Annotated in this window: 15 protein-coding genes; 12 read left to right on the top strand and 3 right to left on the bottom strand. The window is 64.3% G+C overall.

The genetic code is table 11. The annotated features are described in order from the left end of the window. Positions 1-63: 63 nt before the first annotated feature. Genes F3W81_RS03780 through F3W81_RS03765 form a run of 4 tightly spaced genes read left to right on the top strand, consistent with a single transcriptional unit; the run spans position 64 to position 4,498 of the window. Positions 64-1,053 carry an ABC transporter substrate-binding protein gene (locus F3W81_RS03780; RefSeq protein ID WP_193082333.1) on the top strand — a complete coding sequence of 330 codons (990 nt, stop codon included), beginning with the start codon at positions 64-66 and terminating at the stop codon, positions 1,051-1,053. Between the two features lie 15 nt (positions 1,054-1,068). Then, entirely contained in the window at positions 1,069-1,866 is a 798-nt protein-coding gene (locus tag F3W81_RS03775; protein ID WP_193082332.1) for an ABC transporter ATP-binding protein, read from the top strand. Then, positions 1,863-3,452 carry an ABC transporter permease gene (locus F3W81_RS03770; RefSeq protein WP_193082331.1) on the top strand — a complete coding sequence of 530 codons (1,590 nt, stop codon included), beginning with the start codon at positions 1,863-1,865 and terminating at the stop codon, positions 3,450-3,452. Before F3W81_RS03775 ends, F3W81_RS03770 begins: the two co-directional genes overlap by 4 nt. Beyond that, complete coding sequence (locus F3W81_RS03765) at positions 3,449-4,498, top strand: glycosyltransferase family 4 protein (RefSeq protein ID WP_193082330.1); 1,050 nt, start codon at positions 3,449-3,451, stop codon at positions 4,496-4,498. The genes F3W81_RS03770 and F3W81_RS03765 overlap by 4 nt, the downstream gene beginning before the upstream one ends. Before the next feature lie 33 nt (positions 4,499-4,531). On the opposite strand, the gene F3W81_RS03760 is transcribed toward F3W81_RS03765, so the two are convergent. From F3W81_RS03760 to F3W81_RS03750, 3 genes are read right to left on the bottom strand one after another with little or no spacing between them, the layout of a single operon-like run. Next, positions 4,532-4,996, bottom strand: a complete 465-nt coding sequence (locus F3W81_RS03760; RefSeq protein ID WP_193082329.1) for a DUF3237 domain-containing protein — start codon at positions 4,994-4,996, stop codon at positions 4,532-4,534. Beyond that, positions 4,993-5,937, bottom strand: coding sequence for an alpha/beta hydrolase (locus F3W81_RS03755; RefSeq protein WP_193082328.1), 945 nt, complete (start codon positions 5,935-5,937; stop codon positions 4,993-4,995). Before F3W81_RS03755 ends, F3W81_RS03760 begins: the two co-directional genes overlap by 4 nt. Beyond that, positions 5,934-6,608, bottom strand: a complete 675-nt coding sequence (locus F3W81_RS03750) for a TetR/AcrR family transcriptional regulator (RefSeq protein WP_226941839.1) — start codon at positions 6,606-6,608, stop codon at positions 5,934-5,936. The genes F3W81_RS03755 and F3W81_RS03750 overlap by 4 nt, the downstream gene beginning before the upstream one ends. Before the next feature lie 141 nt (positions 6,609-6,749). Here F3W81_RS03750 and F3W81_RS03745 point away from each other — a divergent pair, with 141 nt between their 5' ends. From F3W81_RS03745 to F3W81_RS03710, 8 genes are all read left to right on the top strand, one after another. Further along, positions 6,750-7,628 carry a shikimate dehydrogenase gene (locus tag F3W81_RS03745; RefSeq protein ID WP_193082327.1) on the top strand — a complete coding sequence of 293 codons (879 nt, stop codon included), beginning with the start codon at positions 6,750-6,752 and terminating at the stop codon, positions 7,626-7,628. Between the two features lie 20 nt (positions 7,629-7,648). Continuing rightward, entirely contained in the window at positions 7,649-8,623 is a 975-nt protein-coding gene (gene dctP, locus F3W81_RS03740; protein ID WP_193082326.1) for a TRAP transporter substrate-binding protein DctP, read from the top strand. A 66-nt stretch (positions 8,624-8,689) separates the two neighbouring features. Next, positions 8,690-9,211, top strand: a complete 522-nt coding sequence (locus F3W81_RS03735; protein ID WP_193082325.1) for a TRAP transporter small permease — start codon at positions 8,690-8,692, stop codon at positions 9,209-9,211. Continuing rightward, positions 9,204-10,499 carry a TRAP transporter large permease gene (locus F3W81_RS03730; RefSeq protein ID WP_193082324.1) on the top strand — a complete coding sequence of 432 codons (1,296 nt, stop codon included), beginning with the start codon at positions 9,204-9,206 and terminating at the stop codon, positions 10,497-10,499. Before F3W81_RS03735 ends, F3W81_RS03730 begins: the two co-directional genes overlap by 8 nt. A 5-nt stretch (positions 10,500-10,504) precedes the next feature. After that, on the top strand, positions 10,505-12,388 hold the full coding sequence (locus F3W81_RS03725) for a bifunctional sugar phosphate isomerase/epimerase/4-hydroxyphenylpyruvate dioxygenase family protein (RefSeq protein ID WP_193082323.1): 1,884 nt from the start codon (positions 10,505-10,507) through the stop codon (positions 12,386-12,388). A gap of 116 nt (positions 12,389-12,504) precedes the next feature. After that, on the top strand, positions 12,505-13,539 hold the full coding sequence (locus F3W81_RS03720) for a helix-turn-helix domain-containing protein (protein ID WP_193082322.1): 1,035 nt from the start codon (positions 12,505-12,507) through the stop codon (positions 13,537-13,539). A 93-nt stretch (positions 13,540-13,632) separates the two neighbouring features. Beyond that, on the top strand, positions 13,633-14,838 hold the full coding sequence (locus tag F3W81_RS03715; protein WP_193082321.1) for a serine hydrolase domain-containing protein: 1,206 nt from the start codon (positions 13,633-13,635) through the stop codon (positions 14,836-14,838). A gap of 21 nt (positions 14,839-14,859) precedes the next feature. Next, positions 14,860-15,567 (top strand): carbonic anhydrase, encoded by a 708-nt coding sequence (locus tag F3W81_RS03710; RefSeq protein ID WP_193082320.1) that lies wholly within the window; start codon positions 14,860-14,862, stop codon positions 15,565-15,567. Positions 15,568-15,681 lie beyond the last annotated feature (114 nt).

Genomic DNA, 15,681 nt, shown 5'->3' with positions numbered 1-15,681 from the left:
GCTACACCCATTGCAAGACGACACGAACACCCTAAACTTTTCTTTAAATTGCAGGAGTTTCGCATGACGTTCCTTAAACCGACCCGCCGCCTCTTCCTCGGGGGAGCCCTGTCCACAGCCGGCGTCGCACTTTGGCACCCGACGCGCGCCCGGGCAGAAGACGCCGTCAACCTGCAGCTGTCGTGGTTGCACTCCGTGCAGTTCGGCGGCAGCTACATCGCTCTGGACAAGGGGCTCTGGCGGGACGCCGGGCTCGCAGTATCCTTGCTGCCGGGTGGGCCAAACGCGCCTGTTGAACCCCCTGTCGTTGCCGGCACAGCGCTCGTGGGGATTTCCGCTGCGGATTATACTGCCGCCGCCGTTTCCCAAGGCGCGCCCTTCAAGATCATCGCCGTCGCCATGCAGAAGAACCCCTTCACTATCGCCTCACTGCCCGGCAAACCGGTCAAGACCCCCGCCGATCTGATCGGCAAACGCATTGGTATGGCCTTGGCCAACACTCCGGTGCTCAAGGCGCTCTGCACCATCAACAACATCGACATCTCGCAGATCGAGATCGTCCCCACGCAATACGACGCCGCGCCTCTGGTGCAGGGACAAGTGGATTGCCTGCTTTGCTGGGCCACCGACCTGCCTGTCGCCATGGAAATGCAGGGCGTCGAGAGCGTGACCATGCTGCTGGCCGACCACGGTTACGCCGTCCACTCGCAGACCTATATCACCACCGAAGACAGCCTCGCCAATCGTCGCGCCGAACTGGTGGCCCTGATGCGGGGCGAGGTGCACGGCTGGCAGGACTATCAGGCGGACCCCGAGGCCGCAGCCGAGTTGACGGTCGCGATGTTCCCCGATGCCGGACTGGACCTTGCCACTCAGAAGCTCCAGGCCGAGCGTCAGGTGCCGCTGATGTTCTCGGATCTGACCGAGGCTGAGGGGTTTGGCTGGTTCACCGACGAGGCGATCGCGGCGAATATCGAAACGCTCGCCCTGCTCGGCACTCCGGTCAGCCCGGACCTCTGGGATCGCTCCATCTTGGAAGAGGTCTATGGCTAGGTTGGGGCAGCGTGCATGACGTCCGGCGTGCAGCAGGACATCACCTTGCAGGGCGTGACAAAGAGCTTTGGCGCGCCGGGACGTCAGATCGAGGCGGTCGCGCCGACTGACCTTGTCCTGCAGGGTGGCAGCATGACAGCTCTCGTCGGCCCGTCGGGCTGTGGCAAATCCACGCTGCTGCGGCTGATCTCCGGGCTGGAGGTTCCGACGCGTGGGCAGATCCGCATCGGCACTGAAACCCCGGATCAGCTTCGGCGCCGCGCCGGTCTGGCTGTCGCGTTTCAGGACGCCGCCTTGCTGCCCTGGCGCACGGTCACCGGCAACGTCGCCCTGGGTCGTTCACTGGCCCACAGACCGCGAGACCGCGCAGCGGTGGCCGAGCTGATCCGGCTGGTCGGCCTCTCCGGGTTTGAGCGTCACCGCCCGGCAGAGCTGTCGGGCGGCATGCGGCAGCGTGCGGCCATAGCGCGGGCACTGGCGGGTCTGCCAGAGTTGCTGTTGCTCGACGAACCCTTCGGCGCCGTGGATGAACTGACCCGGGACCGCCTGAACACCGAACTGCCCCCCCTCTGGGAGGCGCGGGGCGCAACGGCGGTTCTGGTCACCCATTCGGTCACCGAGGCCGTGCGCCTGTCAGATCGGATCATCGTGCTGACACCGCGCCCGGCCCGTGTTGCCGCCGATATTGCGGTCACCCTTGCGCGGACGCGCACCGCTGAGGTTCTGGCGTCGGATGCCTTTCGCGCCATCTGCGCGCAGGTCTCCCAAGCGCTTCGTCTGCATCAGGCGTCAGAGGGCATCCCGGCGCAATGACCCCCCGCAAGCGCGCCGCCACCAGCCGCCTCGGTGCTATTTGCACAGCTATTTCACGGCTGCCACGCGGCACCGGCACACTGATTTTCCTGATGATCTGGGAAGTCCTCGCCCGCATATCGGCAAGTTCCTTCGTGATCGCCGCCCCCAGCCAGATCCTTGATTACAGCTTGACCCATGCCGGTCTGCTCTGGCGCGCCTTCATCACGACACTCTGGGCGGCGGCGCGCGGCTTCTTCTGGGGCAACCTCGCAGGCATCTTGCTGGCGCTTGTCGCAACGCTGCTGCCGCGCAGCGAACGGTTGGTGTCGACCCTCGCCCTGCTGGTTTTCTGCCTGCCTCTGGTCGCGACCGGTCCAATCCTGCGCGTGCTCTTCGGTCCCGGCGACGGGCCACAGGTCACCCTCGCGGCACTGGCGGTCTATTACACGACCTTCCTGCCGGTGCTGGTCGGGTTGCGCGCCGCCCCGCAGGGCTGGTTCGACCTGATCCGCAGCTATGGGCGCGGGCGTTTGATAATCCTGCGCGATGTCAGACTTCCCGCCGCGCTGCCCTACGCTGTTGCCGGCTTCCAGATCGCGGCCCCCGCCGCCTTTCTCGGGGCCATGGTCGGCGAGTTCACCGGAGCAGAACGCGGGCTGGGGGTATTGACCGTGCGGGCCCTGCGCGCGCTCGATCTGCCCGCGACATGGAGCATCGCGCTCCTCGCCGCCGGTGTCTCGATCTGTACCTTCAGCGCCGTCGGAGCCTTGGGCAGACGTCTGGATCTCGCCCCACCCGAGGTTTTGCTCGCGGCGCCTGTGGGCAATCCCTCCAGCCGCTGGACGGGGGCCGCACAGGCGTTCCTTGCCCTCACGGTCACACTGTCGGTCTGGCATGTCGCGATGCAGGCCTATGACCTCCCTCGGTTTTTCGCAAAACGGCCTTGGGATGTCTGGCGCTTTCTCACCTCCGATCCCGCCGCCCGCGCACAGCTCTTTGCCGCCCTCAGCGAAACCCTGTCGCTTGCGCTGCCCGGATATCTTGCCGGTCTGGCGCTTGGCGCGGCTCTGGCCATGCTCCTGACCCTGATGCCGCGCCTTTCGGCCACGGCGATCCCCTTTGCCATCGCGCTCAGGTCCATACCGATCATCGCCAGCGCGCCCCTGATCGTCTGGGCACTTGGCCGCGGCGCGACAGGCACCATCACCGTGGTGGCCGTGATGATCTTCTTTCCGACGCTCGTGGCCTGCCGCCAGGGACTGGCCCGCACACCGCGCGCAGTCCTCGACATCTTTGCCGTCTACGCCTCCAGCCCGATCCGCCGGCTGTTCGGCGCGCAACTGCCAGCCATGCTGCCGGCCTTCTTCGCCTCTGCACGAATGGCTATTCCTGCTGCAATCCTCGCCGTCACCACCGCTGAATGGCTGGCCACCGGGCGCGGCATCGGCGCGCTGATGGCAACCGTCGCCTCAACCTCGGACTACAACATGCTGTGGAGCGCGATCGCCCTGATCGGGTTTGCCGCTGTTATGTCCCACGCGCTCGTCTCGATGCTGGAACGCTGGGTCCTGTCGCGCACCAACCCGGAGCAACTTGCCAGATGAGAGACTGCGCCTTCGCCATCCCCGGCGATCACCGCCAGAAAACCGGCGGCTTCATCTATGAACGCCGCCTGCTGGAGGAGCTCGCAAAGACCGGCCGTCAGGTACGGCACATCGTGCTTCCCGCTGAGGCCGCCGCTGTCGATCAAAGCCGGACCATCCGCCAACAGGTTGACCAGATCCTGCAGGCACGCCCCGCCGATGAGCCGCTGATCCTCGACGGTCTGGTCTTCGGGGCGATGCCGACCGAGGCGCTGGCTCAGCTGAGCTGTCCCGTCGTGGCGATGCTGCATCATCCCATGGGGCTGGAGCACGGCCTCTCCCCAACGCAGTCCAGGCGGCTTCTGGCGCAGGAGACAGCCAATCTCGCCAAGGCCGCGCATATCGTGGTGACCAGCGATCACACCCGCCAGACCTACATCCAGCTCGGAGCCGACCCCGAGCGTATCACGACCGCCCTGCCCGGCTACGACGGATCACGCGACCTGCCCCGCCTCGATACCGGCCCCCGCATTCTGTCGGTGGGCCTGCTGGCGCAGCGCAAGGGGCACGACGTCCTGATCCGCGCACTGGGACAGCTGAAGGACCTGGACTGGACGGCGCAGATCGTCGGCAAAACGCATGATCCGTCGGTCGCGGCCGAACTGGCCAGCCTGATCGACGGACTGGGGCTGGTCGGGCGCATCTCGCTTGCCGGCGAGTTGAGCGATGCCGCGCTCTCCGATGCCTACCGCAGCGCCCGGATCTTTGCGCTCGCGACGCGGTATGAGGGCTACGGGATGGCACTGGCCGAGGCGCTCTGCCATGGTTTGCCCATCGTGACCTGCGCGACCGGCGCCGTCCCCGATACGGTCGGCGATGCAGCACTTCTGGCCCCGGTGGACGACGCGGAGGCCTTTGCCACACAGCTGCGCACCCTGCTCACCTCCCGCGAAGCTCGCCACGATCTCGGCCTGCGCTCCCGCCAACTGGGTCGCACTCTGCCCCGCTGGGCCGACACAGCCTCGGTCATGGGAGGGGTGCTCGACGCCTTGCAGAGCCGCCCTTGAAGCGCCTGCCAAATCCGCCGCGCCCGGCAAAGGTCAGGTCACAAGATACACATCGATCCGCACGATCTTGCCAGCAGGCGCCACGGAGCACAGGAAGATATGCTCGCTCAGCCAGCGATGCGGCCCGTCAGGGGCGTCAAATACGGCGACGCTGCGCATGTAGTAATCCTCAGGCGGCACCACGTCTCCGGCTCTCATGCGCTGCCGCACCGCGTCGCTGGACGTGCGCATGCCCCTGTTGACCAGATAGATCAGCGTGCCATCCTCGGCCTCGATGCTATAGCGCGCATCGATCCGGCTGATGCCGTCGGGCCCGACAACAGGCCAGTCCGAGCCTCCGGCCAGAACCCGCCCCTGCAGCCGAGGCCCGCGCACCGTGCCGCCAAGGATCGGAATATGCAGGCGTTCCCCAAGCGGGCTGGGCCCGGACCCTCTCGGCGCTTCAATCTCCGCTTCGATCTGAAAGACCCGCTCAAGGCCCGGTGTGGCCGGCGTCATGCGCAGGTCTCCGCAAGCCATGTGGTCATCTTGCGCAGCTTGTTTTCGGCCTCGGTGCAGTACTCCATCGAGCGCAGATAGCCGTGGATCAGCCCCTCGCCCAAGTCGAGGGTGACATCATTGCCCGCCGCCTTCAGCGCCTCGGCATAGACAACGCCGCTGTCGCGCAGCGGGTCGTTTTCCGCGACCGCCACAAAGGCCGGGGCCAGACCGGAGTGATCCTTTGCGACAAACGGCGCCACGCGCGGATCCTCCGACAGCAGATACTCATTCGCTTCGCCGCCGACATACATCCGGTTCACGACCGGCATCCCCTTCGTCTGCAAGAGCGGCGCCTCGGCATTGGCGATCATCGACTCCCGCGTCAGGTCAAACTCGGTACAGGGATAGATCAGCAACTGCGCCGCAAAGGTCAGCTCATCGCGCAACGCCAGCGCGACAGCCGCCGCAAGGTTACCGCCCGCGCTGTCACCACCAATCGCGATCTTGTCCGGGTCGATGCCGAGCGCTTCGGCATTGCTGCGCACCCAACGTGCCACATCGCAGGTCTGCTCGAACGCCGCCGGGAACGGATGTTCGGGACACAGCGCATAGTCGAGGCTGATGACAGTCTGGCGGTTCCACGCGGCAATCCGCGCCGTGATGTCGGAATGGGTTTCGGGCGACCCCTGCAGGAACGCCCCCCCGTGCAGATAGATCAGCACCGGCTGCGCACCGCCCTCGGCATGGCGATAGACCCGGACGCGCACCTTGCCTGCGGAGCTGTCGCTGTCCACCCAGTGCTCGACGCTCATATCGACGTCGGCGGGCGCGGACAGAGCCATGCTGGCCGCGACCTCTTCAAACTTCGCACGCCGGTCCTGCGCAGTCGCACCGGGTTTCAGCGTTGCCCATTCGGCCGTCCAGCGCGCCATGAAGTCATTGATTTGGGGATTGATCATCGTGTCGGTCCTTCTGAATTTCGTACGGCAGCCAGGATCATTTCCGCTGCGCGCTCACGCAGGGATTTCTGGCCCGCGGCGGTGAACAGCGACTTGCCGTAAAGTGCGGAAAAGGTCGGCTTGTTGGAGACATTGAAAACGCTCAGTGCCGAAATCTGCCAGTGCAGCTCCGTCGCATTGAGGCCGGGGCGAAAGCTACCATCCGCTTCACCGCGTTCGATCAGGCCCTGAAGCCGCGAAATCGCACCAAGGTTCACATCGCGCACCACTTTGGATCTGCGCAGATGCTCGGCGTGATGGACGTTTTCGATCATCACCATGCGAATGAAATCAGGGTTGCGGCGATGGTGATCGAACGTGAAGGCGACAAGCCGCTCCAGCGCCTGCAGCGGTGGCATACCGTCAAGGTTCAGCGCCCTCTCGCCCACCCGTACGCTGCCGTATGCGGCTTCCAGCGCCTGAATATAGAGCCCTTCCTTGTCCCCGAAGTAATAGTAGATCATCCGCTTCGACGTCTTGGTGCGGGCCGCGATGTCATCGATTTTCGCGCTTGAGAATCCGCTTTTTGCAAACTCCAAAATGGCCGCGGCGATAATATCACGCTGCACGGCCTCGGGATTTTGCTTCCAGCCACTCTTTGATTTTTCTTGTTCGTTCAAGTGCTTGCCCACATGCACCCTCCTTCGGATCTGGAAAAGCTAGCACAGCCATTATTAAACGGGAAGTACAAAAGGCTTGACGAAATGTACTCCTGATTCCATTTTGACAGCACTCCGGGGTGACTCGGACAGCAATGGGAGGATTGCCGGACCATGGGGACGAGCCCGCTCGCAGACAGCACATCGCAAGGCAGCCTGAGCCCGCAAACCAGCGTGCGCGTCGGTCTCGTGGGGCGTGGCATCGGCCAATCCCGTACGCCGGGAATGCACATGGCCGAGGGCGCAGCACTTGGGCTGGCCTATACCTATGACCTGATCGACCCCGACACGATGGCAGAGGCCCCCAGCCTCGAAACCCTGATCGCGCGCGCCGAGGCCGAAGGTTACGCCGGGCTCAACATTACCTTCCCGTACAAACGCGACGTGATCGCGCTGCTGGATGCGCTGTCGCCGGCCGCGCAAAGGGTGGGTGCCGTCAACACCGTGGTGTTTGAGGATGGCAAACGGCGTGGCCACAACACCGATTTCTGGGGCTTTGGCGAAAGTCTGCGCCGGGGCCTGCCGGATGCCTCGCGCAAGGCCGTACTTCTGCTGGGGGCAGGTGGCGCTGGCGGGGCGGTCGCACATGCGCTGCGCGACACCGGCACCGAAAACCTGTTCATCTTTGATCGCGACGAAGGGCTTGCCAATGATCTCGCCGCGCAGGTCGGGGCCGAGGTTCCGACCTCGCTCGCCGAGGCGGCCGACCTTGCAGACGGCATCGTCAACGCAACACCCATGGGCATGGCCAAACTGCCCGGCACCGCGATGGATGTCGCACTGATCCAGCCGCGCCATTGGGTGGCGGATATCGTCTACTTCCCTCGGGAAACAGAATTGCTCCGCGCGGCGCGTGCACGCGGGTGCCAGGTCCTGGATGGCTCTGGCATGGCGGTCTTTCAGGCCGTGCGCGCCTTTAAACTCTTCTCAGGCCTCGAGCCGGACCCCGCACGAATGCGGGCCACGTTCGAGGCCTTTGAAAACCAAGTCTGAACGCGTAACGGGAGGAAACCATGCGTCTGACCATCTCAATCTCTGCCATTGCCCTGATGGCCGCCACGGCGGCTATGGCGCAAGACAAAGTCACACTGATCTATTCGGACACCGTCGCTGAGAACGACCCCCGATCGGTCATTCTGAAAGAGAGCTTTGGCGCCTGCCTGGGAGACGAGTTCGATTTTCAGCCCTACTTCGGCGCCACCCTGTTCAAGCAAGGCACCGAGATGAATGCCATGCAGCGGGGCAACCTCGACATGGGCAATCTGGCGATCTTCGACTTCTACAACCAGGTCCCCTCGACATCCGTGCTCGGCACACCGTTCCTGTTTCGCGACTACGACCACATGCGCGCGGTCTATGATTCCGATGTCCTGAAGGATCTCGAAGCCGAAATCGAAGCCAAGGCCGAAGTCAAGATCCTCGCCTATCCCTACATCGGCGCGCGTCACATCGGCTACAAAGGCGACAAGGAAGTCATGACGCCCGAGGATCTCAAGGGCATGAAGCTGCGGATGCCACCGGGCGAGGGCTGGCAGTTCATCGGCACCGCAATGGGCGCGACGCCTGTGCCGGTTCCCTTCACCGAAGTCTACACCGCCATGCAGACCGGCGCCATCGACGGTCAGGACAACGGCTTTCCCGCCACCTACAGCATGAAGTTCTACGAGGTGATGACCCACATGGGCACCACAGCGCATGTCATCGCGGCCAACGAATTCACCATCGGCCTCGACAAGTGGAACTCCCTGACCGAGAGCCAGCAGACCAAGGTGCAGGGCTGTGCGGACAACTTCGAAGCCGACCTGGACGCTGAAACCCTCCGGCTCGAAACCGAGCTGCGCGCGAAAATCGAAGAGGCTGGCGTCGACGTTTACATGCCCGACAACGCCGCGTTCCAGAAGCACGTGCTGGGCGTCTATGCCGACAGCAAGTTCTCTGCCGACTGGCCCGAGGGTCTGGTCGATGCAATCGTTGCCATCGGACAGTAAGCGCCACGTCTGAGACGGCTGGGCAGGCGGGACCCCTCGCCTGCCGATCTCCAGGGAGGGGACATCATGGGGCGACTTCAAAACACTTTGGGCTGGTTGGGCCGTCGCGCGGAAAACGTGCTGGCGTTGATGCTGTTTAGCATGTTCGTGGCCTTCCTGCTGCAAATCGTGTTTCGCTATTTTCTGAACCTGCCGGTTGGCTGGACGGTCGAATGGGTGACCATCGCCTGGCTCTGGGGCATCCTGTTCGGCTATGCCTTCGTCGTGCGCGAGGCCGAGGTCATCCGCCTCGACGTGCTCTATTCGGGCCTGCCGCCCAAAGGGCGCCGGGTGCTGGACGTGATCACCGGTCTGACGTTGGCTGCGGTGTTCCTCTACACGATCCCGGCAAGCTGGGACTACATCTCCTTCATGATGCGCGAGCGGACCGCCTATATGCGCATCCCCTTCTTCTGGGTGTTCGTGATCTACATCCCCTTCGCGCTTTCGGTTGTCGTGCGGGGGCTGATCTCGGCCTGGGTCGGGATCACCGGCGCCGGGGCGAAACTCACCACCGCGCAACAGGCAGAGACCCACGACTATGATTGATCCCTTCACCCTCACCCTGATCCTGATCGCTGTTCTGGCGATCATGGGCGCCTCTGTCGGTCTGTCGATGATCGCAGGCAGTTTTGTCTACCTGATCCTGAAGGGCTTCGACCCCTCCATCGCGTCTGAAACGATGTTGCAGGGCCTGTTCAACAACTACACCCTTCTGGCGATCCCGCTGTTCATCCTTGCCGCCGACATCATGAACATCGGCTCGCTTGCCGATCGTCTGCTGCGGTTTGCCCAGGCTCTGGTCGGGCGCTATCGCGGCGGTCTGGGGCATGTGAACGTCGTCTCGTCGCTGATCTTTTCGGGCATGTCCGGCTCGGCCGTGGCGGATGCCGTCGGCATGGGCAAGATCATCATCAACATGATGACCCGCGATGGAAAATACACTGCCAGCTATGCTGCCGCCATCACCGCCGCCACCGCCACCGTCGGCCCGATCATCCCGCCGTCGATCCCGATGGTCCTCTACGCCATCGTGTCCGATCAGTCGGTCGGCTTTCTGTTCGCCGCCGGGATGCTGCCCGGTCTGCTGATGGCCTTCTCTATGGCCGTGATGAACTATATCATGGCCCGCAAACACAACTTTCCCGTTGACGAAATCGTCCCTCTGCGCGAATTGCCCGGCATCACATGGCGCGCCCTGCCCGCGCTGATGCTGCCGGTCATCCTGCTGGGCGGCATCTATGGCGGGATCATGACCCCGACCGAAGCCGCGGCCGTCGCCGCCTTCTACGCGCTGATCATTTCGGTGACGATCTATCGCTCCGTCAGCTTTCAGGACTTCTACAAGGCCTTGCTGGGCTCGGCGCGCTCCACTGCGAACGTGGGTATTCTGGTCGCCGGGGCCATCACGTTCAACTATGTGATCACGCGGGAAAACCTGCCGCTCACCATCGCCGAGATGCTCAGCCACTACGAGCTCAGCCGCGTCGGCTTTCTGATCGTGATAAACCTGCTGCTGCTCGCGCTTGGCATGGTGCTGGAGGGGGGCGCGATCCTGCTGATCATCGTGCCGATCCTCATTCCCTCGGTGCAGGCCATGGGGATAGACCTGCTGCATTTTGGCGTCATCGTCGTGGTGAACACGATGATCGGGCTGATCACACCACCCTACGGACTGCTGCTCTTCATCACCGCGAACATCACCAATCAGCCGATCGGCAGGATCATCCGCGACATCTGGCCCTTCATCCTTGCCCTGATGGTCGCCCTGATCATCATCACCTTCGTGCCAGATTTCGTGCTCTTCCTGCCGCGCCTTCTTGGCTATCAGGGGTGAGCGTGATGAAAACCTCCATCGCCACTGTGTCCATCTCCGGCACCCTCACCGAAAAGCTGGAGGCCATTGCCGCTGCGGGATATGATGGCATCGAGATCTTTGAGCAGGACTTCATCGCCTATGATGGCAGCCCCGCCGATGTCGGACGCATGGCACGCGATCACGGGCTGGAGATCCTGCTGTTCCAGCCCTTCCGCGACTTTGAAGGCCTGCCAGAGCCGCTGCGGGCCAAGGCCTTTGACCGGGCCGAGCGTAAATTCGATCTGATGGGAGAGCTTGGAACAGATCTGGTGCTGATCTGTTCCTCCTGCCACCCGCAGGCGCTTGGCGGCATCGACCGCGCAGCCGATGACTTTGCCGAGCTCGGCGCGCGCGCCGCCAGGCGTGGCATCCGCGTCGGCTACGAGGCGCTGGCCTGGGGCAAACATGTCAACGACCACCGCGACGCATGGGAGATTGTCCGGCGCGCGGATCACCCCAACATCGGTATCATTCTCGACAGTTTTCACACGCTGGCGCGCAAGATCGACCCCGAAACCATACGTCGCATCCCCGGCGACAAGGTGTTCTTCGTCCAGCTGGCCGATGCACCGCTGATCGAGATGGACCTGCTCTACTGGTCGCGCCACTTTCGCAACATGCCCGGCGAAGGTGATCTCGACGTCACCGCCTTCATGCGCGCCGTGATGGCGACCGGCTATCGCGGCCCGGTCAGTCTGGAGATCTTCAACGACCAGTTTCGTGGCGGCCTGGCCCGCGCGACAGCGCAGGACGGTTACCGCTCACTGGTGTCGCTGATGGATGACGTGCGCCGGCAGGAACCGGACCTCGCGCTCGATGTGCCTTTGATGCCTGCGCGCGTGACGCTTGAGGGGGTCAGTTTCCTTGAATTCACCTCGCGCGGGGAGGAGGCAAAGCGGCTCGAAGCCATGCTGCAGAGCCTTGGTTTTGCCCGTGCCGGGCGTCACCTGAACAAGGCCGTGACGCTGTGGCAGCAGGGCGATATCAGGATCGTGGTGAACCAAGAGACTACGGGCCACGCCGGTGCGACCTTCACCGCCCGTGGCACGACGATATGTGACATCGGCCTGTCCGTCAGCTCTGCCGCCGATGTCGTCGCACGGGCCGAGGCGCTCGGGGCCGATGCCTTCAGACAGCCCGCCGGCGCGGGAGAGCTGGACATCCCCGCCATCCGCGGGTTGTCAGGCTCCGTGTTGCATTTCATCGACGCGGCAAGCGGACTGGACCGGGTCTGGGACATCGAATTCGCAGCCTCCGGCCGCCCCGAAGGCGCCGGGCTGACCCGGGTCGACCACATCGCCCAGACCATGACCTATGACGAAATGCTGAGCTGGTCGCTGTTCTACACCTCGCTTTTCGACATGAAGAAATCCCCGATGGTGGATGTCATCGATCCCGATGGGCTGGTGCGCTCTCAGGTGGTCGAAGCGCCCGATGGCGCGCTGCGCGTGACACTCAATGGCGCAGACAGTCACCGGACCCTCGCAGGGACATTCCTGTCGGAAACCTTCGGGGCATCGGTCCAGCACATCGCACTGGCCACTGAAGATATCTTCGCCACGCTTGAGAAACTCTCAGCCCTCGGCTTTACCCCCCTGCCGATGCCACCCAACTACTATGATGACCTCGCCTCACGCTTCGACTTCCCCACGGGCCTGCTTGCGCGGATGAAAGCGGCAAACGTGCTCTATGACCGCGACGACGGCGGGGCCTTCTTCCAGTGCTACTCCCGCGCTTTTGCGGGGGGCGTGTTCTTTGAAATCCTGCAGCGCGACGCAGGCTATCGCGGTTTTGGCGCCCCGAACGCCCCCTTCCGCATCGCCGCGCAAAAGCGGCTTCTGCGCGCCAAGGGCGTGCCTGAGCGCTAGACCGCCCGCGTCGTCACCCTGCTCGCCCCTTGACGCGCGCGCCCTCCGGGTCAATCCTTGCGCGAGTTAAACCCGCACCAGTTCACCCTAGGGTGGCTTTCCTGGAGGTGAGCCAGATGATGTCAGCCGCGTCCCAGACTGCCGCACCCGTGGCAGACATCGCCGCCAAGGCGCGGTTTCATGCGGCCGATATCGCGGATGTCGGGCAACAGGCCGCCCTGCAACCCTGGATCGAGATGGACTGTGTCCAGCTCAGCCGCGGCCAGCACCTCGCCGATTTTGCAAGTCTGGACCTCGGCACCCTGCAGATCGTGCAGGAGCGCCAGCTCACAGCCGTCCAGAAGCTGGGCGTGACGCCCGCCAATCTCTGCACGATCTCCTTTTGCACCGCCGATCCCGGCTTCCGTTTCTCGGATCACCCCGGCGCCGTCGGGGATGAGGTCTTTCTGATGCCAGAGCACACGGCCTTCGATCTTTTCGTGCCAAGCGGCGTGCAGACCACCTATGTCAGCCTCGATCAGGCGGCCCTGATGCGCGACGCCCGGGCGCTCAACCCGCGACGATGGGACCGCGCACCGCTGCAGCTGATGGTATTCAACAGCCATAACAGGGCGGCCCTCTCGGGTCTGCTCGCGACCTGCCTTGGCGCCGTCCGCCACGCCACCGCACGGGGCCACGACTGGGATGATCAGAGGCTGGCGCGCCGGGTGTTTCACACGGTTCTCCAGCTGATGAGCGCGTCAGAGGAGGACACCGGCACGCCGCCCTCGGGCTGGCGGGCGCTGCGCATCTGCCGCGCCGCCAGAACCTGCGTCGAGGACTGGCAGGACGAGGACCACCTGCCGCGCGTCGCAGACCTCTGTGCGGCAACCGGCGTGTCTGAACGCAGCCTCTACTATGCCTTTCGCGGCTATGTGGGCCTGTCGCCCGTCGCCTATCTTCGGCTGTGTCGCCTCAACAAGGCCCGCGCCGCGCTGCGCGACGGCGACCCACAGGCAACCACCGTCACCGAAGTGGCGATGCAGCTCGGCTTTGAACATCTTGGCCGCTTTGCGGGCGACTACAAACGCCATTTTGGCGAAGCGCCATCCGCCACGCTGGCTGCATCCGCACGTAAAGCCACGCCCGCATCATTTGCGGTTTTCGGATAGCGCCCCAAATCCACCCCTGCCTACCATGACCCTGCTTCATACTTGAACCGCCCGCCTGTGAACGGCGAGGCACGCAGGAAAGGGCATGACCAGATGCACCCTCAAGGCACCTCTGCCACGCGCCGCACCAGGCTACGCAATGCGCTCGCGGTCGCGCTCCTGCTGCTGGGGGTCGCGCCCCCGGTGCTGTCGCAATCTCACGACATTGCGCCCTATCTGTCAGACATCCGCGCCACCTACGACCTTCCTGCGCTGGCCGCCGCTGTGGTGCAGGACGGTACCGTCATCGCCGCCGCCGCTGTGGGCACGCGCGTTTACGGCGGCACCACTCCGGTCACTCTGCAGGACCGCTTTCACCTCGGCTCGAACGCCAAATCCATGACGGCGACCCTTGCGGGCATGATGGTTGAGGAGGGGCAGCTGCGCTGGACCTCCACCGTAGGCGAGGTTCTGGGCGATGACATCCCGGGGATGAGCGATACCCTCTCCGCCGCCACGCTTGAGCAGCTTCTGTCCCACAGCAGCGGCATCCCGACCGATGACGAGCCGATGCTTGAGATCTATTTCAACGACAACGCCTTTGACGAGAACCCGAAGGATCTGCGCCTGCGCGGGATCGATGCCTGGAAAGACCATGAGCTGAAGGTGCCTGAGGGCTCGCCCTTCCAGTATTCCAACTTCGGCTACATGATTGTGGGTGCGATGATCGAAAAGGTCAGCGGCCAGCCATGGGAAACCCTGATATTCGATCGCATCTTCGACCCCCTCGGCCTGAAGACGGCGGGGCTCGGCCCGCAGGCCACTTTCGGGCGCATCGACGCCGCCATCGGTCACCGCATCGGCACGGACGGAGCCGTCGTGGCGATGCTCTGGGGACCGGCTGCGGATATGCCGCCCATCCTCGGGCCGGCCGGCAACGTGCATATGTCGGTCCTGGACTACGCCAGCTGGGCCGGCTGGAACGCCGGTCAGGGACGGCGGGGTCCGGCCCTCGTCACGCCCGAGACGCTGCACGTGATCCAGTCCGTCCACGTTCAGACCCCTGTGCGCCTCAACCCACCGCCGGGAACACCGGGCACCGGTGCCTATGGCTTCGGCTGGGGGGTGGTCGATTTTGACTGGGCCGACACTCCGTTGCTGACACACAACGGCTCGAACGCGATGAACCTGGCCCGCTTGGTGATTGATCCTGCGCAGGATCTGGCGGTCGTCGTGCTGACGAACTTCCCCGGCCGGACCGCCGACACCGCCGTGGGCGAGGTGATGCAGCACCTCTTTCAGACCTATTCCAGACACTGACCCCCAAAAGAGGAAACCGACATGTGCAACGACCACGCAGACCCCAAGGTCACCCGGCGGCATTTGATGGCGGGCACGCTGGCGCTTGCCGCCGCCGGCGCGACGCTTTCCGCGGCGCAGGCGCAGACCAGCGAGGCCGCACCCGCCACGCCTGAGGACGCCCTGCAACGCCTGATGGACGGCAATGCCCGCTATATCGCCAACGCGCCGATCAACATCGACCACTCGGTCGGGCGCGCCGCCCGCGCCGCCGGGCAGCAACCCTTCGCCGCGATCGTCAGCTGCTCGGATTCGCGTGTCGCACCGGAACTGCTGTTTGATCAGGGGCCGGGCGCGCTTTTCGTCGTGCGCCTTGCCGGAAACTTCATCAACGAAGACGGGCTCGCCAGTCTCGAATATGGCGCCGCAGTTCTTGGCATCAAGCTCATCGTCGTGCTTGGCCACAGCGCCTGCGGCGCCGTCGATGCTACCATCGCGTCGATCCAGGACAACACCCTGCCGCCGGGCCACCTGCCCAGCCTCGTCAACGCAATCCGCCCCGCCGTCTACGAGGTCATGCCCAGTGAGCCGGAAAATCTTCTGGCCGCAGCCACAGCGCAGAACGCCCGAAGCAATGCCGAGCGCGCCCAGACCCAAGGGCCGATCCTGGCCGAGCTGGCAGCGGCCGGAAACCTGAGGGCCGTCGCCGCGCACTACGAGATTGCAACGGGCACGGTCTCCCTCCTCTAGCGCCATGGCCTTGGGCATGGATCCGTTTTGCACCGCGCCATGCCCAAATCAGCCGCCCTCGGCGCATTGATCCATTGTCACGACCGGTGCGCATTGTTACCCTGCGGCAAGCTG

It is taken from the genome of Pseudooceanicola spongiae, from assembly GCF_014899185.1.
Taxonomy (GTDB): Bacteria; Pseudomonadota; Alphaproteobacteria; order Rhodobacterales; family Rhodobacteraceae; genus Pseudooceanicola; species Pseudooceanicola spongiae.
This window is presented reverse-complemented; position numbering and strand designations above follow the sequence as displayed.

Excerpts from the sequence above, each read along its gene's own strand:
- F3W81_RS03780 (WP_193082333.1), top strand. The coding sequence starts at position 64 with ATGACGTTCCTTAAACCGACCCGCCGCCTCTTCCTCGGGGGAGCCCTG.
- F3W81_RS03775 (WP_193082332.1), top strand. The coding sequence starts at position 1,069 with ATGACGTCCGGCGTGCAGCAGGACATCACCTTGCAGGGCGTGACAAAG.
- F3W81_RS03770 (WP_193082331.1), top strand. The coding sequence starts at position 1,863 with ATGACCCCCCGCAAGCGCGCCGCCACCAGCCGCCTCGGTGCTATTTGC.
- F3W81_RS03765 (WP_193082330.1), top strand. The coding sequence starts at position 3,449 with ATGAGAGACTGCGCCTTCGCCATCCCCGGCGATCACCGCCAGAAAACC.
- F3W81_RS03760 (WP_193082329.1), bottom strand. The coding sequence starts at position 4,996 with ATGACGCCGGCCACACCGGGCCTTGAGCGGGTCTTTCAGATCGAAGCG.
- F3W81_RS03755 (WP_193082328.1), bottom strand. The coding sequence starts at position 5,937 with ATGATCAATCCCCAAATCAATGACTTCATGGCGCGCTGGACGGCCGAA.
- F3W81_RS03745 (WP_193082327.1), top strand. The coding sequence starts at position 6,750 with ATGGGGACGAGCCCGCTCGCAGACAGCACATCGCAAGGCAGCCTGAGC.
- dctP (WP_193082326.1), top strand. The coding sequence starts at position 7,649 with ATGCGTCTGACCATCTCAATCTCTGCCATTGCCCTGATGGCCGCCACG.
- F3W81_RS03735 (WP_193082325.1), top strand. The coding sequence starts at position 8,690 with ATGGGGCGACTTCAAAACACTTTGGGCTGGTTGGGCCGTCGCGCGGAA.
- F3W81_RS03730 (WP_193082324.1), top strand. The coding sequence starts at position 9,204 with ATGATTGATCCCTTCACCCTCACCCTGATCCTGATCGCTGTTCTGGCG.
- F3W81_RS03725 (WP_193082323.1), top strand. The coding sequence starts at position 10,505 with ATGAAAACCTCCATCGCCACTGTGTCCATCTCCGGCACCCTCACCGAA.
- F3W81_RS03720 (WP_193082322.1), top strand. The coding sequence starts at position 12,505 with ATGATGTCAGCCGCGTCCCAGACTGCCGCACCCGTGGCAGACATCGCC.
- F3W81_RS03715 (WP_193082321.1), top strand. The coding sequence starts at position 13,633 with ATGCACCCTCAAGGCACCTCTGCCACGCGCCGCACCAGGCTACGCAAT.
- F3W81_RS03710 (WP_193082320.1), top strand. The coding sequence starts at position 14,860 with ATGTGCAACGACCACGCAGACCCCAAGGTCACCCGGCGGCATTTGATG.